This window comes from Candidatus Seongchinamella marina (assembly GCF_026262685.1).
Classification (GTDB): domain Bacteria; phylum Pseudomonadota; class Gammaproteobacteria; order Pseudomonadales; family Halieaceae; genus Halioglobus; species Halioglobus marinus.
On sequence record NZ_SHNP01000005.1, the window covers coordinates 136,930 to 160,391 of the forward strand.

Annotated in this window: 21 protein-coding genes; 12 read left to right on the plus strand and 9 right to left on the minus strand. The window is 54.3% G+C overall.

Annotation, left to right across the window (positions count from 1 at the left end; translation table 11 throughout):
• Nucleotides 1–200: 200 nt before the first annotated feature.
• The 5 genes from EYC87_RS14290 to dksA form a co-directional block, all read right to left on the minus strand.
• Complete coding sequence (locus tag EYC87_RS14290; protein ID WP_007229804.1) at nucleotides 201–1,640, minus strand: sigma-54-dependent transcriptional regulator; 1,440 nt, start codon at nucleotides 1,638–1,640, stop codon at nucleotides 201–203.
• A gap of 86 nt (nucleotides 1,641–1,726) precedes the next feature.
• Nucleotides 1,727–4,678 carry an ATP-binding protein gene (locus tag EYC87_RS14295; RefSeq protein ID WP_279253474.1) on the minus strand — a complete coding sequence of 984 codons (2,952 nt, stop codon included), beginning with the start codon at nucleotides 4,676–4,678 and terminating at the stop codon, nucleotides 1,727–1,729.
• Nucleotides 4,668–4,844 carry a hypothetical protein gene (locus tag EYC87_RS14300; protein ID WP_007229768.1) on the minus strand — a complete coding sequence of 59 codons (177 nt, stop codon included), beginning with the start codon at nucleotides 4,842–4,844 and terminating at the stop codon, nucleotides 4,668–4,670. The genes EYC87_RS14295 and EYC87_RS14300 overlap by 11 nt, the downstream gene beginning before the upstream one ends.
• 74 nt (nucleotides 4,845–4,918) lie before the next feature.
• Nucleotides 4,919–5,809: a tRNA glutamyl-Q(34) synthetase GluQRS gene (gene gluQRS, locus EYC87_RS14305; RefSeq protein WP_279253475.1), complete on the minus strand. Its 891-nt coding sequence runs from the start codon at nucleotides 5,807–5,809 to the stop codon at nucleotides 4,919–4,921.
• A 6-nt stretch (nucleotides 5,810–5,815) separates the two neighbouring features.
• Nucleotides 5,816–6,271 carry an RNA polymerase-binding protein DksA gene (dksA, locus tag EYC87_RS14310; protein ID WP_279253476.1) on the minus strand — a complete coding sequence of 152 codons (456 nt, stop codon included), beginning with the start codon at nucleotides 6,269–6,271 and terminating at the stop codon, nucleotides 5,816–5,818.
• Between the two features lie 212 nt (nucleotides 6,272–6,483).
• Between dksA and EYC87_RS14315 the strand changes: the two genes are divergently transcribed.
• Genes EYC87_RS14315 through EYC87_RS14325 form a run of 3 tightly spaced genes read left to right on the plus strand, consistent with a single transcriptional unit; the run spans nucleotide 6,484 to nucleotide 9,074 of the window.
• Complete coding sequence (locus EYC87_RS14315) at nucleotides 6,484–7,686, plus strand: pyridoxal phosphate-dependent aminotransferase (protein ID WP_279253477.1); 1,203 nt, start codon at nucleotides 6,484–6,486, stop codon at nucleotides 7,684–7,686.
• Nucleotides 7,679–8,380, plus strand: coding sequence for a DNA/RNA nuclease SfsA (gene sfsA, locus EYC87_RS14320; RefSeq protein WP_279253478.1), 702 nt, complete (start codon nucleotides 7,679–7,681; stop codon nucleotides 8,378–8,380). Before EYC87_RS14315 ends, sfsA begins: the two co-directional genes overlap by 8 nt.
• Nucleotides 8,373–9,074, plus strand: a complete 702-nt coding sequence (locus tag EYC87_RS14325; RefSeq protein WP_279253479.1) for a M15 family metallopeptidase — start codon at nucleotides 8,373–8,375, stop codon at nucleotides 9,072–9,074. The genes sfsA and EYC87_RS14325 overlap by 8 nt, the downstream gene beginning before the upstream one ends.
• Nucleotides 9,075–9,116: 42 nt before the next feature.
• On the opposite strand, the gene EYC87_RS14330 is transcribed toward EYC87_RS14325, so the two are convergent.
• Both EYC87_RS14330 and EYC87_RS14335 read right to left on the minus strand, forming a co-directional pair.
• Nucleotides 9,117–9,761, minus strand: a complete 645-nt coding sequence (locus tag EYC87_RS14330) for an inorganic pyrophosphatase (protein WP_279253480.1) — start codon at nucleotides 9,759–9,761, stop codon at nucleotides 9,117–9,119.
• 201 nt (nucleotides 9,762–9,962) lie between these two features.
• The gene (locus EYC87_RS14335; RefSeq protein ID WP_279253481.1) at nucleotides 9,963–11,225 is read right to left on the minus strand and encodes a 6-phosphofructokinase; all 1,263 of its coding nucleotides are present in this window, start codon (nucleotides 11,223–11,225) and stop codon (nucleotides 9,963–9,965) included.
• A gap of 161 nt (nucleotides 11,226–11,386) precedes the next feature.
• Between EYC87_RS14335 and mpl the strand changes: the two genes are divergently transcribed.
• From mpl to EYC87_RS14355, 4 genes are read left to right on the plus strand one after another with little or no spacing between them, the layout of a single operon-like run.
• Complete coding sequence (mpl, locus tag EYC87_RS14340; RefSeq protein ID WP_279253482.1) at nucleotides 11,387–12,754, plus strand: UDP-N-acetylmuramate:L-alanyl-gamma-D-glutamyl-meso-diaminopimelate ligase; 1,368 nt, start codon at nucleotides 11,387–11,389, stop codon at nucleotides 12,752–12,754.
• Nucleotides 12,751–15,351, plus strand: a complete 2,601-nt coding sequence (locus EYC87_RS14345; protein WP_279253483.1) for an efflux RND transporter permease subunit — start codon at nucleotides 12,751–12,753, stop codon at nucleotides 15,349–15,351. The genes mpl and EYC87_RS14345 overlap by 4 nt, the downstream gene beginning before the upstream one ends.
• 8 nt (nucleotides 15,352–15,359) lie before the next feature.
• Nucleotides 15,360–15,632, plus strand: coding sequence for a YkgJ family cysteine cluster protein (locus EYC87_RS14350; RefSeq protein WP_279253484.1), 273 nt, complete (start codon nucleotides 15,360–15,362; stop codon nucleotides 15,630–15,632).
• Nucleotides 15,629–16,225 (plus strand): LON peptidase substrate-binding domain-containing protein, encoded by a 597-nt coding sequence (locus EYC87_RS14355; protein WP_007229782.1) that lies wholly within the window; start codon nucleotides 15,629–15,631, stop codon nucleotides 16,223–16,225. Before EYC87_RS14350 ends, EYC87_RS14355 begins: the two co-directional genes overlap by 4 nt.
• Here the strand turns inward: EYC87_RS14355 and rnt are convergent.
• On the minus strand, nucleotides 16,222–16,866 hold the full coding sequence (gene rnt, locus EYC87_RS14360) for a ribonuclease T (RefSeq protein ID WP_279253485.1): 645 nt from the start codon (nucleotides 16,864–16,866) through the stop codon (nucleotides 16,222–16,224). The genes EYC87_RS14355 and rnt overlap by 4 nt on opposite strands.
• Nucleotides 16,867–17,901: a dihydroorotase gene (pyrC, locus tag EYC87_RS14365; RefSeq protein WP_279253486.1), complete on the minus strand. Its 1,035-nt coding sequence runs from the start codon at nucleotides 17,899–17,901 to the stop codon at nucleotides 16,867–16,869.
• 221 nt (nucleotides 17,902–18,122) lie between these two features.
• Here pyrC and EYC87_RS14370 point away from each other — a divergent pair, with 221 nt between their 5' ends.
• The 5 genes from EYC87_RS14370 (at nucleotide 18,123) to napA (ending at nucleotide 23,452) form a co-directional block, all read left to right on the plus strand.
• Nucleotides 18,123–19,343 carry an argininosuccinate synthase gene (locus EYC87_RS14370; protein WP_279253487.1) on the plus strand — a complete coding sequence of 407 codons (1,221 nt, stop codon included), beginning with the start codon at nucleotides 18,123–18,125 and terminating at the stop codon, nucleotides 19,341–19,343.
• Nucleotides 19,344–19,350: 7 nt separating this feature from the next.
• Complete coding sequence (locus EYC87_RS14375; protein ID WP_279253488.1) at nucleotides 19,351–20,328, plus strand: CE1 family esterase; 978 nt, start codon at nucleotides 19,351–19,353, stop codon at nucleotides 20,326–20,328.
• Between the two features lie 174 nt (nucleotides 20,329–20,502).
• Nucleotides 20,503–20,646 (plus strand): periplasmic nitrate reductase, NapE protein, encoded by a 144-nt coding sequence (gene napE, locus EYC87_RS14380; protein ID WP_007229779.1) that lies wholly within the window; start codon nucleotides 20,503–20,505, stop codon nucleotides 20,644–20,646.
• 5 nt (nucleotides 20,647–20,651) lie between these two features.
• A complete protein-coding gene (locus EYC87_RS14385) occupies nucleotides 20,652–20,969 on the plus strand; it encodes a chaperone NapD (RefSeq protein ID WP_279253489.1) in 318 nt (105 codons plus the stop codon).
• Entirely contained in the window at nucleotides 20,966–23,452 is a 2,487-nt protein-coding gene (napA, locus tag EYC87_RS14390; RefSeq protein ID WP_279253490.1) for a nitrate reductase catalytic subunit NapA, read from the plus strand. Before EYC87_RS14385 ends, napA begins: the two co-directional genes overlap by 4 nt.
• Nucleotides 23,453–23,462: the final 10 nt, after the last annotated feature.

Here is a 23,462-nt window from a genome sequence, read left to right on the forward strand (position 1 = left end):
TGATGTATTATTTTTATTGCAGCGTCTGTTATTTTTATTGGTGACACCGATCGATATTTTGCATTCTACGTGCCAACTACTATAAAGTTCATTAAAAACAACAAGTTGTGTTTTTATAGTCATTGTTAGGCTGTAGCTGTCGCAGTGTGTTGTTACCTTATTACCCTGGTTTTGGTACCTAGAAAGCGGCCGGGTAACGCCTATCCTGTCTGTGGTTCACTTTTTCTGCGCCTTCCTCCCGCCGTGCTTTTACTACGCGGAATGTCAAATCGTTGCCTGCGCTCCCATAAACATTTGCGACTGACGCCCAGTTTTTGGGCCAATTCGGTCTCGCTCATGGAATCCTGATGCTCCAACACAAAGCGTTGAAAATAGTCTTCGAGGGAGAGGTCTTCCTGGGGCTCATTGCTGCCGGTAATGCTGGAACGATTGGTGCTGCCGACAATGCCATCCTGGCCACGAATGCGGTTGATGTTGACCAACTCCAGGTCGATGCCGAGGGCTTCGTTATCAACTTCCTCAGACTCAGAGAGGATAACGGCTCTTTCAATAGCGTGCTCCAGCTCTCTCACATTCCCTGGCCATTGATAGGTGGTAATCGCCTGAATCGCCCTAGGTGAAAGGTGCATGCTGGCTTTGCCCAGTTTTTCGGTCTGCAATTGCATCATATGCTCGGCGAGGTGGAGGATGTCCTTGCCTCTTTCGCGCAGTGGCGGTAGTGATAGCCGCAACACGTTGATACGGTAATACAGGTCCTGACGGAACAAGCCCTCTGCAGACAACTGCTGCAGGTTGCGGTGAGTTGCACAGATAAGCCGAACGTTGACCTTGCGTGAGTGCACCGAGCCTATCCGGCGAATCTCCCCTTCCTGAATAAAACGCAGTAGTCGGGCCTGGGCCTCCATCGGCAATTCACCGATTTCATCGAGGAACAGGGTGCCCCCGTCGGCGGCCTCGATCAGTCCCATCCGGCTGGCATTGGCACCTGTGAACGCTCCTTTTTCATAGCCAAACAACTCTGACTCGATCAACGTGTCGGGAATTGCTGCACAGTTCACGGAGATCAGGGTTTTGTTTGCCCGGCTGCTTTGCTGATGCACGCTGCGAGCGACAAGCTCTTTGCCAGTGCCTGTTTCGCCCAGCACCAGCACGGTCGATTCGGTGGGCGCCATACGCTGGATGTGCCCGAATAGTATTTGTATGGGCTGGCAATTGCCTATGATGCCAGAGGTGCTGCTGGTATCGCCCGAGTTGGATGCCGTCGCTTTTTGCTCCTGCGCCTTTTGCGTAGGGTGATCGGCGATAATACGCTCTACCGCGTTAACCATGTCGCCGTGATCAAAAGGTTTGGCAATGTAATCCACGGCGCCCATCCGCATAGAGTCCACAGCGGAACGCAGGCTTGCATAGCTGGTCATTATCAGTACCGGTACATCGCCCGCCTTTTTGATGAGATCGGTACCCGGTGCGCCAGGCAATCGCAGGTCGGAAATAATCAAATCGAAGTCATTGAAGCTGTGGTCGGACTCGGCTTGCTGAACAGATCCGGCTTCGCTTACCCCGTAACCACTGCGTTCCAGAAGTCGGCGCAAGGCAGTGCGGATGACAGATTCATCCTCGACGACAAGTATCTGCTGCATAAAGTGTTACCTGAGGTGAAAAACCTACACAACATACCCCCACTGTGAAATTTTTACCAGTTTAGGGGGTAACGTGTGGTTATGGGTTACACATCGAAGGCGTCCCCGTAACTCGACTCGGGTAATTGCAAGGTAAAACGGGTCCCGGGTCTGGGTTCAGATTGCAGGGGGCTGGTGAGCTGTATCGACCCGCCCAGGTCTTCCATTATGCTATAGACCAGGGCCAGCCCTAGTCCGGTGCCGGCACCGGGGTCCTTGGTGGTAAAAAACGGTTCGAATATCTGGCTTTGAAGTTCTGCGGGAATCCCGCTGCCATTGTCATCAACGTCGACCAACACACGAGCATCGTCACGATAGGCTTGAATTTGAACGTGGCCATCCTCGTCACAGGCGTCCCTGGCATTAGCCAGAAGGTTGACGAATACCTGCAGGAGTCGCTGCGAATCGGCCTGTACCACCAGTTCCCGGTCGCAGTGATTACTGAACCGGACTTGCTGGGCTTCCCTGTCCAGGGCCAGCAGGTGAATGGATTCGTCGATACAGTCTGCCAGGTTGCAGGGTGCCAGTTGCAAACCTTGCGCGCTGGAGCCTATGTGAGAGAAATTGACAAGCGATTCGACGATGCGGGTAACGCGATCTGTTTGCTTCAGAATATCCTGAGCGGTGAGGGCGACTTCAGCAGGGTCCTCGGCATACGCCAGGTTCTGTGCCAGGCAGGCAATGCCAGTTACCGGGTTGCCGATTTCGTGCGCCACCCCGGCTGCCAGGCGACCAATGGATGCCAGTCGCTCGTTGTGCAGCAACTCTTCCTCCATGACCTCCATCGCACTGATATCTTCCACCAGAATAATAGTGTCACCATCAGCCGTGACAGTTTTGTGGAGGCTGGCCCAGCGGGGGTTTGCGGCGTCGGTGGTCACCTCGGCTTTGAGAATGATGCCACTGCTCTCGTCGTGAAAATTTTTCAGCAGTGCTCGCCATGGCTCAGGCAAGGCGGACAACAATGAACCCAATACATCTTCGGCGGCCACCTCGGTGAGGTCTCGCATGCTGCGATTCCACATCAGCAGTTCGCCGTCGGCGCCCAGTGAGCAAATACCTACCGGCAGAGTGTCCAGGGTTTCTCGATAGCGCCGACGTAAGGCATCCAGGTCTGCTGCCAGGCCGGTAAACTTAATATCAGGCGCGTCCAGGCTGCGTTCAATGAGGTTGATGTCCTCGGTGCCGCCGGCCTTCAATGGGATGCAGCGTTCAATAATATTGTGGGCCACCGCTGGACCCAATAGTCCGGAAAGGTTTGCTTCCACGCGCCTGCGCAGGCGACGCAGAGCGTACGGTCGGGTCTCGCTGCCATTAAATTGTAGCTGGGTCAGGGCGCGGTCGATCTCTGAGCGTGCCGTCCGTTCGCCGAGTGCGGGGGTCAGTTTCTCGGCAAACTCTTTAGCACTGCCCACAGGCAGTGTTTGGCGAATAGGACGAGAAAGGTCATCCATGGAACAAATTTCAGCGGCGACCAATTCCTCTTCGGTGGCACGACTCAAGAGTGAGATGCCGACAAACAGAGCGGTATTTATTGCCAATGCGAGCATTGTTGCCAGAGCCCAGAAGTTGCTGTCACCGAACAATGAGTCGAACAGTTGTGCAATTTCCGGAACGTATCCGCGGGTTGCTGGCAGCATCACGGTGAAAAACCAGAAGCCCAATCCGCACCAAAGTCCGGCGAGCAGCCCCTTGCGGTTGGCATTCGGCCAGTAAGGTGTGGCCACCAGCCCAGGCAGGAACTGCAGGGTGCCTGAGAATGCCACAAACGCCAGCTCTACCAGGCTTTGGCGACCGTTCAGGCCGATATAGAAAAGATAGCCAGCCAAAATCAGCACCGCGATTAGCACTCTGCGCAGCCATCTCAGGTTGCTGTAAATATCGCCACCCTGGCCCAGGTTCAGTATTCGAGAAGGAAGTACCAGATGGTTGAGACACATGTTGGCCAGCGCTAAGGTGGTGACCACGATGGTGGCGCTGGAGGCTGAGAGCGTGGCGACAAAAGCGGCTACGGCAACGGGTGTGGACTTCAGGCTAAGGCCCATTGAGAGACCCGCATAGGCCATAGGCAGGTCCTCACCCACCCGCATCCAGGCCCATGCCAGCGGCAGCACCGGCAAGCTCAGCAGCAGCAGGTAAAGAGGCATGCCCCAGGTTGCCCGACGCAAATCTTCGCTTTCAGTGTTCTCGGCAAAGAGCATATGAAAGATGTGCGGCATGCACACAGCCCCGGCAAAAAATACCACCAGTATCGCGTGAGCAATGTCTAGAGACACCCTCTGCGTCATTTGGGCCTTGGCCGGTGGGTATTGGGCAAGCCATTGCTGTATGTCTGCCGGCCCGTCGAACACCTGGTAAATTGCTACCAGCATCAACAGGCTCATGGCGCCGAGTTTGACCAGAGATTCAAATGCCATGGCCGTGACCAGCCCAGTATTGCGGTCCTGTGGTGAGACATGGCGAGTGCCAAACAAAATAGCGAAGATAATGATGATCAGGCAGGTCAGCAGAGCCACGCCCTGGTGGTGAAAGCCCTGTCCCTCCACTTCGCGATTGTGTCCCGCGAGAATGTGAACACTGTCTCCTATAGCCTGTATTTGCAGGGCCAGCATGGGCAACATTGCCAGGCACATAGCGATGGTGATCGCCGCACCGACCCGGGGGCTGCGAAAGCGAAAGGTCAACATGTCGGCGAGCGAGGCCAGTTGGTAAACCCGTGACAATCGCAACAAGGGAATCAAGAGTATTGCCGCGAGCACAAACGCCAAACCAACACCCGCGTAGTAGAGCAGGAAGTTGTAGCCATAGCGCGCAGCGACTTCAATCACACCATTACTGGCCATGGCACCGGCGAAGACACCCAGGGAAAGGACATAGGTAGCCGGGTGATGAGTGATGCGCCTGGGAATGATGCCGCGATCAGCCAACAGAGCAACAGCGAATAGTCCCGACAGGTAAAAGGCGACAGCCAGGAGGATTTGAGTGAGGCTAAAGCTCATCCGGGTGCCTAGAACGGTATGCCCACCAGGTGAAAGCGATGATTAGTACCCATATAGCATAGGGCCTGTACCATGCGCTGTAATCAGAGGTGAGCCAGTCTGCGAGCAAAGGGAAGGCCATCAGGGCGAGCACAATGCCAAGCACCAGGATACGGTTGACATACATGTTGAAGGGTCCGTCAGGTCTTGAGACAGCCGATACTACTGAAGCACCCGGGCAGGGTAAAGTGCGCGGTTTGTTTAGCTCGGTTGAGCAGCAATGCCCATAGCGGCGGGGATATTGCTCACAGACCATTGCCGGGTGGCGAACTGTAAGATTTCGGCGCAATGATTAAGCGTTTGTGGCGGCGCTGTTTGCTGCAGAAAAGCCAGCGCTCGGCGGAGGTTGGTCGCGGCCTCTTTGACCTGCAGGGCAGGGGCGTGATTTTGTTTGCTGAGCTTCTGCCCCTGATCATTGGTAATCACCGGTATATGGCAGTACTGGGGTTGTAGCAGCTGAAGTTGCTGTTGCAAGTAGATTTGTCGTCCGGTCGAGTCCAAGAGGTCACAGCCGCGCACGATGTGGGTAATCCTCTGAACTGCATCGTCGACAACCACAGCCAGCTGGTAGGCGAAGAGGTCGTCTTTGCGGTGCAGGATGAAGTCGGGTAGTTCGCTGCCCAGGTACTCCTGTTGTTGTCCCTGTAAACGATCCTGGAAATCGATAGTAGTGTCTTCTGCCACTTTCACGCGCAAGGCGCAAGGTTTGCCCACCTGTGCCTGACGTGGCCAACATCGCCCGCCGCAAGCTCCGCCCGGACCCAGTATTGCTCGAGTGCAATCGCATCGAAACAGTTGCTGCTGGTTGTCTAATTGCAAAAGCGCGTTGTTGTAGGCATCGCCACGCCGACTCTGCCAGAGCACCTCTTCGTCCCACTGCAGGCCATGGTCCAGCAAACTTTGCAGAATATCTGCGGCAGCGCCGGGTTCTTCTCTGGGGGGATCCAGGTCTTCCATACGCACCAGCCAACTCCCCTCGTTGTGACGGGCATCGAGATAACTCGCGACAGCGGCGATCAGGGATCCTAGGTGGAGAGGCCCGGTGGGTGAGGGCGCAAAACGCCCCCGGTAGGTGCTGGTCGTTGCAGGCAAGGAGCCTTAGCCCATTTCCTGCCTTTCCTTGATCTCATCGAGTGTTTTGCAATCGATGCACAGGTTGGCCGTTGGGCGCGCTTCCAGGCGCTTGATGCCGATTTCCACGCCGCAAGCGTCGCAGAATCCGTAATCATCATGCTCGACACGCTCAATCGTCGAATCGATCTTCTTGATCAATTTACGCTCGCGGTCACGGGTACGCAATTCCAGGCTGAACTCTTCCTCCTGGGTCGCGCGATCAGCGGGATCCGGGAAGTTGGCGGCCTCGTCTTTCATGTGGGTCACAGTGCGATCCACTTCCTGCATAAGCTCTGCTTTCCAGATTAGCAGGATGCCTTTAAAGTGCTCACGTTGTTTCTCATTCATGTACTCTTCGCCCTTTTTGGGCTTGTAGGGCACGAAGTTTTTGAAATCCGTGGAAGCTGCTTTATCGGCTGATTTTTTTGCTGCTCTAGGCATGGTGTTTTCCATACGGTAAAACAATCGGAACAATACTCACAGTGTCTTGGCGGGTGGAGCAAAGGGCCCCTCCGACCAAGGGCGGTGAAACTACCAGATTCACTTCAGCTATGCCACCGTTTTCAGCAAGCATTTGCACAGAATGTTGCAGAAGCTTCTCTCTTTGAGTCGGCTGTTGCTAGAATGTCGGATTGAAGTTTTCAGGATCCGATATGCCCGAGATGCAATTTCCACGCCGCTACGCGCAGCGAGTTGCTGAGATAGAGCCCTTCCGAGTGGTAGAGGTATTGCAGCGCGCGACGGCATTGCAGGCCCAAGGGCGCGATATTGTGCATCTGGCCGCCGGGGAGCCTGATTTTGCCACTGCAGCGCCCATTGTCGAGGCGGGACGAGCGTCGCTGGCGCGCGGCGAGACCTACTACACGGGAGCCGCAGGCATTCCCGAGTTACGTCGGGCTATCTCTGATTTCTATGCCAGTGAGTACAATCTCGACATTGCACCATCCCGGATTATGGTCACTCCGGGCGCTTCCGGTGCTTTACTCCTGATCTCTGCACTGCTGATGAATCCCGGGGACGGCATGCTAATGGCTGACCCTGGTTACCCCTGCAACAGGCATTTTCTGCGCTTGGTGGAGGGTCGGGGGCAATTGGTGCCGGTAGACGCCGATACTCGCTACCAGCTCAACTCACGATTAATTGAAACGCATTGGCAGCCCAACACGGTGGGGGTGATGGCGGCTTCGCCTGCCAACCCCACGGGCACGGTGCTGTCCATGGATGAACTGAGTGATTTGTCCCGTGCGGTCAAGGCCCGTCGAGGATACCTCGTGGTCGACGAGATTTATCACGGATTGGGCTTTGATGCAGCTACCCCCTCGGTATTGTCAGTTGATCCTGACGCCTTCGTGATTAACAGCTTTTCTAAATACTTCGGTATGACAGGATGGCGTCTGGGTTGGTTGGTGGCACCTGAGGATGCAGTGGCCGAAATGGAAAAACTGGCCCAGAATCTATTTATCTCCATGTCTACGATGGCTCAGTATGCCGCACTGGCGGGGTTTGAGCCCGCTACCCGGGCCATTTTAGACGAACGCCGTGACACTTTTCGTCAGCGCAGGGACTATTTGCTGCCGGCCTTGCAGGAACTGGGTTTTGGGGTGCCCTGTGCGCCACAGGGGGCGTTCTATATTTACGCCGATGCCAGCCGTTTTACCTCGGATAGCCAGGCTTTTTGCATGAACCTGCTGGAACAGCACGGAGTGGCAGTGACCCCCGGACTGGACTTCGGTCACCATCGTGCGCGAGAACATTTACGCTTCTCATATACGACCTCCATGGAGCGGCTGGAAATTGCGGTGGAGCGCTTGGCAAAGGTAGTTGGGCCAGACGGGCTAAGGGCTTTCGGTGAGTGACCTGATCAAGGGGCGACTGTTGCGCCGCTACAAGCGCTTCCTGGCAGACGTGGAGCTTGCGGATGGTCGGGAGATTACGGTGCACTGCCCGAATACCGGCGCAATGACCGGATGTGCTGAGCCCGGATCTGAAGTCTGGCTTTCAACCTCTTCATCCAAAACGCGCAAGTACCCCCACACCTGGGAGCTGGTCCACACTTCCACTGGTATGGCATGCATCCACTCTGCCCGGGCCAACAAAATTGTTAAAGCGGGTATTGAAGCTGGTCTGGTACCCGGGCTCGAGGCTTATCCGAACATTCGAAGTGAGGTGAAGTACGGCCAGAACAGTAGGGCCGATCTGTTGCTGGAAGGACCCGATGGCAGGGTTTTTGTAGAGGTGAAGTCAGTGACGCTTTGCCAGGACGATGGGCAGGGCCTTTTTCCCGACGCGGTCAGCGATCGCGGCCGCAAACACTTACGCGAACTGGCTGCGATTCGCGACGAGACAACCAGGGCGGTCATGTTTTTTTGTGGCCTGCATGAGGGGATAAACCGGGTGAGTGCTGCCGGTCAAATAGATTCTCGCTACAGGGATACCTTGCTTGAAGTGATAGAACAGGGAGTAGAGGTGTTGGCCTGGAGAGCGAACGTCACCCCCGAGGGTATTATAATGAACCGTCCCTTGCCCTTCAGTGTTGATCCCAGTGAGTAAACTTCTTACCGCAGCCCAATTGACCGGCCAGGTGGAGTCGCACCTGGTCACACTGGCAAATGGACATCGGCTTCATCCTGAGGCCGCTGCAGCCTTCGCGCTGTTGCAGCAAGATGCTAGTGCCGCGGGCTTTGAGCTCGCTATCGCAAGCAGTTTTCGTTCCTATGACAGGCAGTTGGCGATTTTCAACGGCAAGGCTTGTTGCCAGCGACCGGTGCATGATGAGAGAGGGCAGGTGGTGGATATGAATGCCCTGAATTCGATGGAGAAGCTCGCCGCAATTTTGCGTTTTTCTGCCTTACCGGGTGCGTCCCGTCATCATTGGGGCACGGATATTGATGTCTACGATGCGGCTGCGATGCCTGCCGCTTACCAGCTCCAACTCAGCCCAGAGGAGGTTGCTCCCGGCGCGATTTTTGACCCGCTGCATCGCTGGTTAGATCGACGTATGAATGCGGCCCAGTCACATGGCTTCTTTCGTCCCTATGCAGAAGACCATGGCGGGGTTGCGGTCGAACGCTGGCATCTCAGTTTTGCACCGATATCCGAGGGTTTGGAAACTGTGCTGGATGCCTCCACCTTGCAGCAGTGTTGGGGTGACGAGTTGTTGCTGCGCGAGGAGATAGCAAAGGATCTGGAGGCAATTATTGACAGCTATGTCAAAGTGCCGAAGGGTTGGTGTTCGATGTTCTAGGTAGCAATGAGTCCCGGCGCTGGCGCACCGGGACCGGAGGGCTTATTCCTTGGCTTTGGCCTGCTCGTGCAGGTGGCCATAGTGATTCCAGTAATCTTTCTCGGCTGCAGCGATAACGCGCAGAGCTTCATCGCGGCCATAAACATGGTCCACGCAAATCTCAATGTCCTTGCCCGGAATCATCTTGTAAGTCGAGAAGTAGTGCTGCAGTCGCTCGGTTTTGATGCTGGGCAGGTCGGAGATGTCTTTAACGTCGCCCCAGATATTGTCACCTTCCAGAACAGCGATGATTTTATCGTCGGCTTCGCCATCGTCGATCATCTGAATGCCGCCTACTACACGGGCATTGAGCACGATGTCAGCGCGGGTAATGTGTCGCTCGGAGAATACGCAGATATCCAGTGGGTCACCGTCAGCGACTTCCACAGAGGGACACATTTTGGCGACTTCTTCGGCGCAGTAGGTGCGCGGCAGAAATCCATATAAGGCCGGGGGGCTGGAAGTGGTGCGTTGTGGACGGTCAACCATCAGGAACCCGGATGCCTTATCCAACTCGTACTTGACCACGTCGTCTGGAGTCATTTCGATGTAAACCTGGAGAACGTCTTCAGGGGCCTCGTCGGCGCGAATGTGCAGGCCGTGCCATGGATGGCGTCGCCAGCGGTTGAAGTCGCGGTTGCTGTACATGCTAGTTCCTTAGTAGTTGCCTCAGAATGGAGGCGCGCATTGTACAGTGATTGATAGGCAAAATCCGCTCTCTCTAAGTCGAACTTTTCACGCTATCGATAACCCAAAAAACCTGCCCTGCTTATCGCCGTAACGCCGCAGATGCAGCTGGTGTGAGCGCTTCCGGACGAGCTATTAAAAAAGCGTTGAACGCGAGCAGAGCTAGACTTTAAAACCTTTTGCGAGCTTTTTTGGCACCAGCTGATTTTTCAGGCGTACGTACTTGGGCATGCCGTTTTTATACTCCGGGTATGCCTCTCCCTGAATTAGTGGCTCCAGGTACTCCCTCGCCGCTTGTGTGATGTTAAACCCATCCCGGGTGATGAAACTGCGTGGCATCATCTTCTCTACGTTGGCCACTTCATCCAGGGGGGCCTCGCCAATACTCCAGCGGTAGCGTTTGCCGTTGCCGCGCACGATACAGGGCATGACTGAGTTTTTTCCCTCTAGCGCCATTTCAACAGCTGCCTCACCGACTGCATAGGCCTGGTCCAGGTCAGTTTGGGAGGCAATATGGCGCGCCGCGCGTTGCAGGTAGTCGGCGACGGCCCAATGGTACTTGTAGCCATGCTCATCCTTTATCATTTGGGCCAGGTTGGGTGCAAGACCGCCCAATTGACTGTGACCAAAGGCATCTTTGAGTCCTGATTCCGCAAGGAAGCTGCCATCCTTATATTGCGCGCCTTCCGAGGCGATAATAACGCAGTACCCGTTTTTCTTGACGGTGCGCTTTACCTTAGCCAGGAATTTTTCCCGGTTAAAGGCAATTTCAGGGAATAGAATAATGTGTGGGGCGTCTCCATCCTGTTCAGCCGCAAGACCGCCGGATGCCGCAATCCAACCGGCGTGGCGTCCCATGACTTCGAGAATAAATACCTTGGTAGAGCTTTCGCACATGGACGCTACATCCAGGGCCGCCTCTCGAGTGGAAATGGCGATGTACTTGGCCACCGAGCCGAAGCCAGGACAGTTATCGGTGTGCGGCAAATCGTTGTCGATGGTTTTAGGTATGTGAATAGCTTGCAGCGGGTAGCCCATAGCTTCGCTTAGCTGGGACACCTTGAGGCATGTATCTGCAGAGTCACCACCGCCATTGTATAAAAAGTAGCCGATGTTATGGGCTTTGAAGACTTCAATCAGGCGTTCGTACTCGGCGCGATTCTCTTCAATAGTCTTCATCTTATGCCTGCAGGAGCCAAACGCCCCCGAGGGGGTGGTGAGCAAGCCGTGGATAGCAGAGCGGCTCTCCTTGCTGGTGTCGATCAATTCCTCGCGTAGAGCGCCGATAATGCCATTGCGCCCGGCATAGACTTTGCCAATTTCTGACTTGTGTTTGCGAGCTGTTTCAATGACGCCACAGGCCGAGGCGTTGATCACAGATGTGACTCCACCCGACTGGGCGTAGAAGGCATTCTTCTTTGGCATTTGCGGTTTCCCTTTTGGCGAGTGCGGCCATCGCACAGGCTGGGTTTGTGTTGGCGCAATCATACGGCATATCGCATCGTAGATGGAACGTATTGGCCCCAATTGCGTCAACACGAGTGGCAAAGTGATACCATTGGCGGCTAGTTAAAGGAGAAGCTTTTTTGAAAGGCCATATTCATATCCTGGGAATCTGCGGCACCTTCATGGGCGGTATTGCCCTGTTGGCTCGGGAACAAGGATTTACAGTGACAGGCTCCGACGCCAATGTTTATCCACCGATGAGCACCCAGTTGGAATCAGCAGGTATTAGCCTGATGGAAGGCTACAAGGCCGAGCACTTGCAACCTGCTCCCGACTGCGTGGTGGTTGGCAATGCCCTGGCCCGGGGTAATCCAGCAGTAGAATATATGCTGAACTCAGGGCTTAACTACACATCGGGCCCACAGTGGCTGGCAGAGAATGTGCTCGCAGGTAAGTGGGTGTTGGCGGCTTCCGGTACCCATGGCAAAACCACGACCAGCTCCATGCTGGCCTGGATTCTGGAATATGCCGGCATGGCACCGGGTTTTTTGATTGGTGGCGTCCCTGCCGATTTTGGTCTTTCTGCCCGTACCGGGAGCACAGATTTTTTTGTGGTCGAGGCCGACGAATACGACACTGCTTTTTTTGATAAGCGTTCCAAGTTTGTCCATTACCGTCCTCGTACGTTGGTGATCAATAACCTGGAGTTCGACCACGCGGATATTTTTCCCGATATAGCGGCAATTCAACGTCAGTTTCATCACCTTGTGCGTACCGTTCCTTCCGACGGAAAGATCGTGTACCCCCGCGCTACTGCCAGCATCGACGAGACCCTGGCGCAGGGTTGTTGGAGCGAAATGTGCGCAACCTCTATCGCCGGTGCGGGCCACTGGAATGCTGAGCTGATAGAAAACGACGGCTCAGTTTTCGAGGTTAGCTTTGGCGGGGGTGATCCAGCCCTGGTGCGCTGGAGCCACTGTGGCCTTCACAATGTTGAGAACGCGCTCGCCGCAATGGCAGCTGCTCATCATGTGGGTGTGCTACCCCGGGTTTCGGCTGAGGCGCTGGCGGAGTTTCGTGGCGTGAAACGACGTCTCGAGCTACTGGGTAAAGTTGCGGGTGTAGCCGTCTACGATGATTTTGCGCATCATCCCACTGCTATAGCGACGACGTTGCAAGGTCTGCGGGCGCGCGGTGAGAGTGGCCGGTTGATCGCGTTGATAGAACCGCGATCCAATACTATGCGCATGGGTGAGCATAGGGCCCGGCTGGCTGAGTCGACCCGGGATGCCGATAGGGTTTACTGGTTTCAGCCAGAGGGGATGGAGTGGTCCTTACAGGACGTGGTGGATAAGAGTTCGGTGGCGACCCTTGCTAGCGATATTGATGAACTGGTGGCTGACGTCATCAGCGAGGTGCAAACGGGAGACCAGGTGGTGATCATGAGTAATGGTAGTTTCGGCGGCATTCACGATAAAATTTTGGCAGCTATGGAGGTCATGGCGTGAGACCGTTCCTGAGTTCACTGTATGAACAACTGGTATTGCGTGCCCCATGGCTTTCGCTGTTCATGGTTGCCCTGCTGGTGGCTGGCTTTGCGACCCAGATACCCAAGATAAAACTCGATGCCTCGGCGGATTCCTTGATGCTTCAGGGCGATCCGTCTCTTGAAATTTATCGAGAGGTCAGCGGCCGTTTTTCATCAGAGGACTTTTTACTGATCACCTGGCAGTCTGGCGGGCCATTGCTGGCTGATGCGTCCTTGCTGCCGCTCAAAGCCATGGCAGATGAGCTGCGCCAGCTCGAAGGTGTGTCATCGGTGGTGACGGTGTGGGATGTGCCGCTGTTAGAGAGCCCCAGGGTTGGGCTTTCAGATATTACCTCTTCTGAACCACTGCCCAGCCTGAAGCAGGCGGATATTGACCGAGAACTGGTATTTACCGAGCTGACCACCAGCCCGATTTATGCTGACCTGCTTGCCAGTCGCGATGGCGATGTCACTGCAGTGCAGATAAATTTACAGCGAGACGAACGTTATTTTGATCTGCTTGCAGACCGCGAGGCTCTGCGTATCAAGAGCGACGAGCAGGGGCTGAGCGGCGAAGAAGCAAAAGAACTGGCCAGCACGGAGCAGGCGTTTAAAGCTCACACAGCAATGACACTCGAGGCGCAGAGCAATCTGGTTGAAGCGGTTCGCGAAGTTGCAGCAAATTACAGCCAATATGCACGGCTTTTCGTGGGAGGAGTGCCCATGATCGCCGCCGATATGGTGAGCTTTGTACGCAGCGACCTGGTGACCTTTGGTGGCGCCATCCTTGGCATTATGCTGGTGGTGTTGGCAATTATTTTCCGCCGCGTACGTTGGGTGGCGATACCGCTGGTGACTTGCAGTTCTACGGTGGTGGTCATGCTGGGTTTACTGGGTGCGCTGGACTGGCGTATGACTGTGATTTCCTCCAACTTTGTTGCGGTGTTGCTAATCATCACGCTGGCAATCTGTATTCACCTGGTGGTGCGTTACCGGGAACTGCACGCGGAGCAGCCCGATGGTGACTTGTATGAGCGCGTATTGCGCACAGTACAGCTGATGGCGGTACCGTGTTTTTACACTGGTATTACAACTATTGTGGCGTTTGTTTCGCTGGTGGTTTCCGGTATTCAGCCGGTGATCGATTTTGGTTGGATGATGACGGTGGGGATATCCGTCGCGCTGTTGCTATCTTTTATCGTGGTGCCCTGCATGATGCTGGTTTGGCCCGAGGGCCGGCCGCACCATCACACGGGTGCCGACCCTACCCTTACCGCCTGGTTTGCCAAAATAACCGATAAGCGCGGTGCGGCAATTCTGGGAGTGACCGGCGCAGTCTCATTGCTGATCATCCTCGGCGTTAGTCGACTGCAGGTAGAGAACCGGTTTATCGATTATTTTCATCACTCCACTGAAATCTATCAGGGCATGGAGCTGTTGGACTCCAAGCTGGGCGGCACTATCCCGCTGGACATTGTCATATCCCCACCCGATATGGATCAGCCGCTGCCGGGCCTGGCGCCGATGGTGGCAGCAGAGGATGCCGCGCCGGTGGACGTGGATGATCCGTTTGCCGAGGAGTTAGATGATTTTGCCAGCTCAGGGGAAGACCCCGGCGATGACTGGGATGACGAATTTAGCGACGACTTCGATAGTTTTTCCGATTCAGGCGGCGAAGACTTCCAGCCCAGCTACTGGTTCAGTCTGGAGGGCATGCGAGAACTGGATGCGGTTCATAACTACGTAGATTCGCTGCCGGAAACGGGTAAGGTGCTGTCGTTGTCGACGGTGTTCACCGTGGTCAAGAACCTTCTCGGTGATGATATCGGCAGCGTCGAGCTGGCACTGGTGCAGAAGAGCCTGCCTGACGACATCAAGGGCATGATGGTCGACCCATATTTTTATCCGGAGAATGAACAGGCCCGCGTTACAGTGCGAGTTAAGGAAACCAGTGAAAATTTGCGCCGCGATGAATTTTTGACGGACTTGCGCAATCATCTCACTACGCAAATGGGTTTCGCCGAGGAACAAATACAGTTCACTGGCATGCTGGTGCTCTACAACAACGTGTTGCAGAGTCTCTTTCGCTCGCAGATTCTGACTCTGGGGGCGGTTTTTTCAGCGATTCTATTGATGTTCCTGATACTTTTTCGCTCCCTGTCCCTGTCATTTATCGCGCTCGCGCCTAATGTGCTAGCCGCAGCGTTGGTATTGGGAGTGATGGGTTTGCTGGGCATACCGCTGGATATTATGACAATTACTATCGCCGCCATTGTGGTGGGTATCGGGGTCGATGACTGTATCCATTATGTGCATCGTTATATGCGAGAGTTCCAGGTAGACAGGAATTACCGCGCCGCCATGTATCGCTGCCATAGCTCCATCGGTCGAGCGATGTATTACACCACTCTGACCGTGGTGATTGGCTTTTGCACGCTGACACTCTCCAACTTCAATCCCAGCATTTACTTTGGGTTGTTAACGGTATTGGCGATGGTGGCTGCTGTGCTTGGTGCGCTATTGTTGCTGCCGCTGATGATCATCCTATTCAAGCCATTGGGCCCTGAGCAGGAGTAAGCGCAAGCGTGGAGTGCCGAACTCAGTGCGGCGCTTGCTGCATCGCTCCCTCGATTCATCAGGGCTTTTACGGTATGCCCCATGGCAAGCCAGCGGGTGTTGCTTGTGTGCACCTGGATGAGCAGATGAGCTGTCGTCTTTTTGGTGATTCCCGACGGCCAGCTTTGTGTGATGCTTTTAAGGCGGAGACCAGTATCTGCGCAGAAACTCGCGAGCAGGCCTTGCGCATTCTTGACGAGCTGGAAATTTTGAGCCAACCAAAAAGTGATGATGTTAAATGACGACTATTTCCCTGTTTCCGCTGTCAGGAGTGTTACTGCCCCACGGGAAAGTGCCCCTGCAAATATTTGAGCAGCGCTATATTGATCTTGTCCGCAGTAGTATGAAGACCGGAGATCCTTTCGGTATTGTGTGGATTCGCCGCGGTTCAGAAGTGGCAGGGCGAGGACGCGCGTCCTCAGAGTTAGGCGACTGGGGCACCCTGGCTCGCATCGTCGATTGGGATCAACTGCCCAATGGCCTGTTGGGTATAACTATCCAGGGAGAAGGGCGCTTCGATCTTTATGAAACCGAAACCCAATCCAATGGCTTGGTTCTGGGAGAGGTGGTTTATCGAGATAATCCTGCTTCGGTGTCTATGGAGGCCAAATGGCAGCCGATGCTGGACGTACTGCAGAGTCTTGAAAGCCATCCCCACGTGCAGCAGATGGGCCTGCAGTTGGACTATGGCGATGCCTGGAACGTCGCCTGGGCCTTGATACAGCTGTTACCTCTGGAGGAGTATTTGAAATACGAGTTGCTGGGCCTGGATGCTATCGACGAGGTGATGAGCGAGTTGGACTTGATTCTCAACCAGATCAGCGGCGAGGATTAACCGAAACTGGGCATCCAGCCGCCGCACTCCTTCCAACGATTAACGATCTCGCAAAATAATTCAGCGGTCCGCTCAGCATCGTATGCGGCTGAGTGAGCGTGTTCGTTATTGAAGTCGATGCCAGCCTCTGCGCAAGCTTTGGCTAGCACTGTTTGACCATAGGCCAGACCAGACAGCGTTGCAGTGTCGAAGAACGAGAACGGGTGAAAGGGGTTTCGTTTAATATCGCACCGCTCTACTGCGGCGTTAACAAAGCCTGCATCAAAGTGCGCGTTGTGCCCCACGAGTATGGCCCGACTGCAAGCTTGTTCGCGAATTTCTTTGCGTATGGCTCTGAATAGTTCACCCAATGCATCGGCTTCGTCCACGGCTTCACGGAACGGGTGCCAGGGGTCGATGCCAGTGAAGTCCAAAGCCGACTGTTCAATGTTGGCGCTTTCGAAGGGTTTCACATTAAATTCCAGGGTGCGATGAACAGCCAGCATGCCATCCTCGTCCATTCGCACCAGGCTTGCGGCAATTTCCAGTACAGCATCGGTGCTGGCGTTAAAGCCGCCTGTCTCGATATCGATGACGACCGGTAAAAAGCCGCGGAACCGTTCGCTGATTCGGTGGGGGCCATCGGCCATGGAATCGACCATTTAAATAACCTTCCAGGCGATAGTTTCACCTGCAGCGAGGGGGGTCAGCGTGTCTTTCCCCAGCGGTAGTTGTGCCGGCACTTGCCACTCTTCTTTCCGCAGAGTGACAGTATCGCTATTGCGCGGCAGGCGATAGAAATCGGCACCAAAATGCGAGGCAAACCCCTCCAGCTTGTCCAGTGCGCCCAGCTGATCAAAGACTTCTGCGTAAAACTCAATGGCGGCGTGGGCGGTATAAACCCCCGCACAGCCACAACCGGATTCCTTACTTTGTCGCGTATGGGGTGCTGAGTCGGTGCCCAGGAAAAATTTCGTATTGCCTGAGCTAGCTGCTTCCATCAGTTCATTTTGGTGCACATTGCGCTTCAGTATGGGTAAGCAGTAGTAATGCGGGCGGATTCCACCCACCAGCATATCATTGCGGTTAAACATCAGGTGGTGTGCGGTTATAGTTGCCGCAACATTGTTTCCTGCCTCACGCACAAACTGCACCGCATCGCGGGTAGTGATGTGTTCAAACACAATGCGTAATCCAGGAAAGCGCTTTGCAATGGGTTCGAGATGGCGGTCGATAAATACTTTTTCCCGGTCGAAAATATCAATGTGGTGATCGGTGACTTCGCCGTGAACCAGTAGCGGTAAATCTGCCTCTTCCATAGCCGCAAGCACCGGAAACAGACCGTCCAGCTCGGCTACACCTGCATCAGAGTTGGTGGTTGCGCCTGCTGGGTAAAGTTTCACGCCATGCACGAAGTCAGACGCTGCGGCCAGGTTGATTTCAGCGGCATCGGTCTGGTCAGTAAGGTAAAGCACCATTAGCGGCTCAAACTGCCTGGGCGCATTGCTCATGGCTGCGGTAATCCGGTCGCGGTAGGTCAATGCCTGGGCCACGCTGGTTGCCGGGGGTGTCAGATTTGGCATTACGATGACACGACCAAAGTAGCGAGCCATGTCAGCACAGGTTTGTTCTAGTGCCGCGCCATCGCGCAGATGGACGTGCCAGTCGTCGGGGCGGGTGATCGTTAGTTCGTTCACGTGGAGCCTGTTACAGGGTACAGAAGTGCGAATGCTACCGTAAAAGTGCAGCTGGGTCAGGTCTCTGGGAGCTGTGGGATTAAATAATGGCTAACTTAATGTCCCGGGAGCGAGCCAGTAAGGCAAGAAACCCGCAACAGCATCGATAGGAACCGATGAATTCCGCTCTCGCTTCCAGTAGAATGGCCGACCTTTTTAAGCAGGATTGAACGGAGCGAAACATGTCAGACGTAAACAAGGTCGTATTGGCTTATTCCGGTGGCCTCGATACCTCGGTCATCGTGCGCTGGCTGCAGGACACCTACAACTGCGAGGTGGTTACATTTACTGCGGATATCGGCCAGGGTGAAGAAGTAGAGCCAGCCCGCGCCAAAGCAGAAGCCATGGGCATTAAGGAAATTTACATTGACGACCTGCGTGAGGAGTTTGTGCGCGACTTTGTATTCCCTATGTTCCGTGCCAACACCGTTTATGAGGGCGAGTACTTGCTGGGTACCTCAATTGCCCGCCCGCTGATCGCCAAGCGACTGATTGAAATTGCCAATGAAACCGGCGCTAGCGCTATTTCTCACGGCGCCACTGGTAAGGGCAATGACCAGGTCCGTTTCGAGCTGGGCGCCTACGCGCTTAAGCCCGGTATTCAGGTTATTGCACCGTGGCGCGAATGGGACCTTGGCTCCCGAGAATCATTGATGAACTATTGCGCCGAGCACGATATTCCTGTCGATTTCGCCAACGCCAAGAAAAAGTCTCCTTACTCGATGGACGCGAATCTGCTGCATATCTCTTACGAAGGCGATCTGTTGGAAGACCCCTGGGCGGAGCCTGAAGAAGACATGTGGCGCTGGAGTGTCAGCCCCGAGGCAGCGCCAGATGAAGCAACCTACATTGAGCTGACTTATGAGAAGGGCGATATTGTTGCTATTAATGGCGAGACCATGAGCCCGGCGACGGTGCTTGAGACGCTGAATAAAATCGGTGGCGCCAATGGCATCGGTCGTGACGACATCGTCGAGAACCGTTACGTGGGTATGAAGTCTCGCGGCTGCTATGAAACCCCCGGGGGCACTATTATGCTTAAGGCACACCGCGCTATAGAGTCGCTCACCCTGGATCGTGAGGTGACTCACCTCAAAGACGAATTAATGCCGCGTTACGCCAAAATAATTTACAACGGCTATTGGTGGAGCCCGGAGCGTAAAATGCTGCAGGCCGCAATCGATGAGTCGCAGCAAGTGGTCAATGGCGTGGTTAAGCTGCGTCTTTACAAGGGCAACGTCATTGTTGCGGGCCGTCGATCTGAAGACAGTCTTTTCGATGAAAGCATCGCGACTTTCGAGGATGATGAAGGCGCCTATAATCAGGCTGATGCAGAGGGCTTTATCAAATTGAATGCTCTGCGCATGCGCATTGCTGCCAACAAGGGGCGCGATCTCCTGTAACTAGTCCATGAAACTTGCGCTCAAGATACTGCTTGTTATCGCAGTGGTCATTGTTGCCACTGCAGCATTTGCACGGTACTGGTATCTAAGTTGGGATGAAATCGCGCCGCCCGAACTTCCAGGTGTCGTCGAAAACGGCGTTTTACAGCACGATGGACAGCAGCGACAGTGGTTGTCCTATGCCCCCGCGTCGCTTGGTCAGCAAGCGCCGCTTCTCATTTTTCTCAGGGGTTCGGGTTCCGATGGCGCGATGGCCCGAGCGGGTTCCTATTACAGTTTTGACGTTCTCGCTGAGCGAGAGGGTTTTGTGGTCGTTTACCCAACGGGTTTCGAACGGCACTGGAATGATTGCAGAGCTGCGGCAACCTATGCAGCTAACCTGAATAAAATCGATGATGTCGGTTTTGTACGCCGGTTGATTGCTGAGATGAAAACTCGGTACGACATTGATCCAGAGCAGGTTTTCGTGGCGGGGATGTCTAACGGTGGTCATATGGTCTACCGCCTGGCATACGAAGCTCCAGACCTTCTGGCCGGGGCGGCGGTGTTGATGGCGAATCTCCCGGTGGAAAATAACTCTGAATGCAAACCCGCGGGTGAACCGGTTCCCATAGTCCTGCTGACAGGCACAGAAGACGCCATCAACCCCTATGCAGGCGGAGACGTCGTTGTTTTTGGTGAAAATCGGGGCGCCGTGCAATCGTCCCGGGCAAGTGCGGACTATTGGGCCAAATTGGCGGGGTATGCCGACGCTGGAGAACGGGTTAACAGGCCAGAAACAGATGTTGAGGACGGTACTGCCATTGAAATTTTAGAATGGGCTGAGACCGATAAAATGCCAGTGACACTGATTTCAATCGTGGGGGGTGGTCACACCTTTCCCAACCCAGTCTATTCAGCCCCTAGGATTCTCGGCGCGACCAGCCATGAGGCCGACGCTGCCGAACTGGTATGGGCGTTTTTTGAGCGAATTGTCCAGCGGTAAGTTGATATGGCGGGAACAGAGGCCAGAGTGTCAGCCCTGCAATGTAAACCGAGCATAAATGGGCTTTTCATGTCTTAGATCAAGGTTCCAATGCCTGAAGGGAGTTTTTTGTTTGCCTGTGAATGACGGAGGCCTATACTCCTCAGAGCACAAAGATTAAAGACAGGGAAGCCGGTGCAAGAAGTCGATAAAAAAACGGAGTTTCGCTCCTTTATTTTGCTGTGTGTGTTTTTAGCACCAGCACTCTCTATTGCTATCGTAGGCGGATACGGATTCATCGTTTGGATGAGCCAGATTCTTCTGGGCCCACCGGGCTAACCGCTATGCGTTTAACAAGACGCGCCTTGTTAAGAGGCGATACTGCCGGCGGAGGCGTGCATATCTCCAGCCTGGTGGTTCACTGCCGTCCTGAACTTATCGCGACCATTATCCCAGCTATCGAAGCTCTTCCCGATGCGAGCGTCCCTCAACACAGTGAAGCGGGAAAACTTGTGGTTTTGCTTGAAACCGCAAATGAGGGCGCAGTCATGGAACGCATTAGTGCATTGGAAGCACTTTCGGGGGTGATTAGCGTAGCGCTGGTCTACCACCAAATCGACGACGAGACCGAAACGGAATTAGAAACAGGGAGTCACGAATGAGCACTACCCGCCGAGATTTCATCAGGGCAAACGCGGTGGCTACGGCCGCAGCTGCTGCAGGCATTACGACAACGGCTGCAGCCACGAATATTATTACCTCTGATACCCAACTGAAGTGGTCCAAGGCGGCTTGTCGCTTTTGTGGCACTGGCTGCAGTATCAATGTGGCGACTCGAGATAATAGAGTTGTAGCCACTCACGGGGACATTAACTCTGAAGTCAATCGGGGCCTGGCCTGTGTTAAGGGTTATTTCCTGGCGAAAATTCTTTACGGTGAAGACAGGTTGCGCCAACCCCTGCTGCGCAAGAAAAATGGCAAGTATGACAAAGAAGGTGAGTTCACTCCGGTTAGCTGGAATGAAGCCTTCGATGTCATGGAAGAAAAATTCAAGAAAGCATTAAAAGAGAAAGGACCGCGTGGCATTGGCATGTTTGGCTCCGGACAATGGACGGTTTGGGAAGGCTACGCTGCGTCCAAATTAATGAAGGCGGGTTTTCTCTCTAATAACATTGACCCTAATGCTCGCCACTGCATGGCATCTGCGGTGGGCGGTTTCATGCGCACATTCGGTATTGACGAGCCTATGGGCTGTTACGACGATATGGAAAATGCCGATGCATTTGTGCTCTGGGGTTCCAATATGGCAGAAATGCACCCCATCTTATGGACCCGCATTACTGATCGCCGTCTCAGCAATCCTGGTGTGAAAGTGGCAGTGCTTTCAACCTTCGAGCATCGGTCGTTTGAATTGGCTGATATGCCAATGATTTTCACACCACAGACTGATATGGCGATCCTAAACTATATTGCCCACTACATAATTCGGGAAGGCAAAGTGAACAAGGACTTTGTCGGTAAGCACGTTAATTTCCGCAAAGGCGTAACGGATATTGGTTACGGACTGCGCCCGGAGCATCCTTTGGAAGCGAAAGCCGCCAACTCTGGTAGTGGTGGCTCCGAAGAGATTGACTTCGAGGAATTTGCTGAATTCGTATCCACTTACGACGAAGAATACGTTGCTGAATTGTCCGGTGTTTCACTCGAGCGCCTGCAGGCGTTGGCTGAGTTGTATGCAGATCCCAACACCAAAGTGATGTCATTGTGGACCATGGGCGTTAACCAGCACACTCGGGGAGTGTGGGTAAACAACATGCTTTATAACGTGCACCTGCTCACGGGCAAAATATCCGAACCAGGTAATAGTCCCTTTTCGCTGACAGGTCAGCCCTCAGCCTGTGGGACAGCGCGTGAGGTCGGGACTTTCGCGCATCGCTTGCCAGCCGACATGGTGGTCAATAACCCTGAGCACCGCAAAATTGCAGAAAAATACTGGAAGCTGCCCGAGGGCATTGTGCCTGATTGGGTCGGCTCTCACGCTGTGCAGCAAAACCGCGATTTAAAGGATGGCAAGATTAATGCCTACTGGGTGCAGGTCAATAACAATGTACAGGCCGCCCCCAACCTCAACGAGGAGACGCTGCCGGGTTACCGCAATCCCGATAATTTTATTGTCGTTTCCGATGCCTATCCGACGGTCACTGCTCAAGCGGCTGACCTGATTTTGCCGACCGCCATGTGGGTAGAGAAGGAGGGGGCTTATGGTAACGCCGAGCGTCGCACCCAATTCTGGCACCAGATGGTTGATGCTCCAGGAGAGGCTCGGTCTGACCTGTGGCAATTGGTCGAGTTTTCCAAGCGCTTTACTACCGACGAGGTTTGGCCAGCGGAGATTCTGGCAGCTAATCCTGAATTCAAAGGCAAAACCCTATATGACGTGCTGTATCGCAATGGCCAGGTAGATCGCTACCCCAACTCGGATATTGAGGAAGGTTATAGCAATCATGAAGCCGAAGACTTTGGTTTCTATTTACAAAAGGGTTTATTCGAAGAGTACGCTATGTTTGGCCGCGGCAAGGCTCATGATCTGGACGACTTCGATGTTTATCACCAGGTGCGCGGTAAGCGCTGGCCGGTTGTGGATGGCAAAGAGACCAAATGGCGTTTCCGGGAGGGCTCTGACCCCTACGTAAAAGAAGGTAAAGGTTTCGATTTTTACGGTAAGCCCGACGGTAGGGCGGTCGTGTTCGCGCTGCCCTATGAGCCACCCGCCGAAAGTCCAGGTGACGAATATGACCTTTGGTTGTCTACCGGCCGCGTGCTTGAGCACTGGCACTCTGGCTCCATGACTCGCCGTGTTCCGGAGTTGCACAAAGCCGTGCCTAATGCGCTGGTTTATATGCATCCCGATGATGCTCGTAAACGCAAGTTGCGCCGTGGTGACGAGGTCAAAGTGGTATCCAGACGCGGAGAAATCCGATCCCGATTGGAAACGCGAGGGCGCAACAAACCGCCAAAAGGCCTGGTATTCGTGCCCTGGTTTGATTCCAGTCAGCTGATTAACAAGGTGACCCTCGATGCCACCGATCCGCTGTCCAAGCAAACGGACTTCAAAAAATGCGCCGTCAAGATCGTCAAGGCATAGGAGGCAGAAC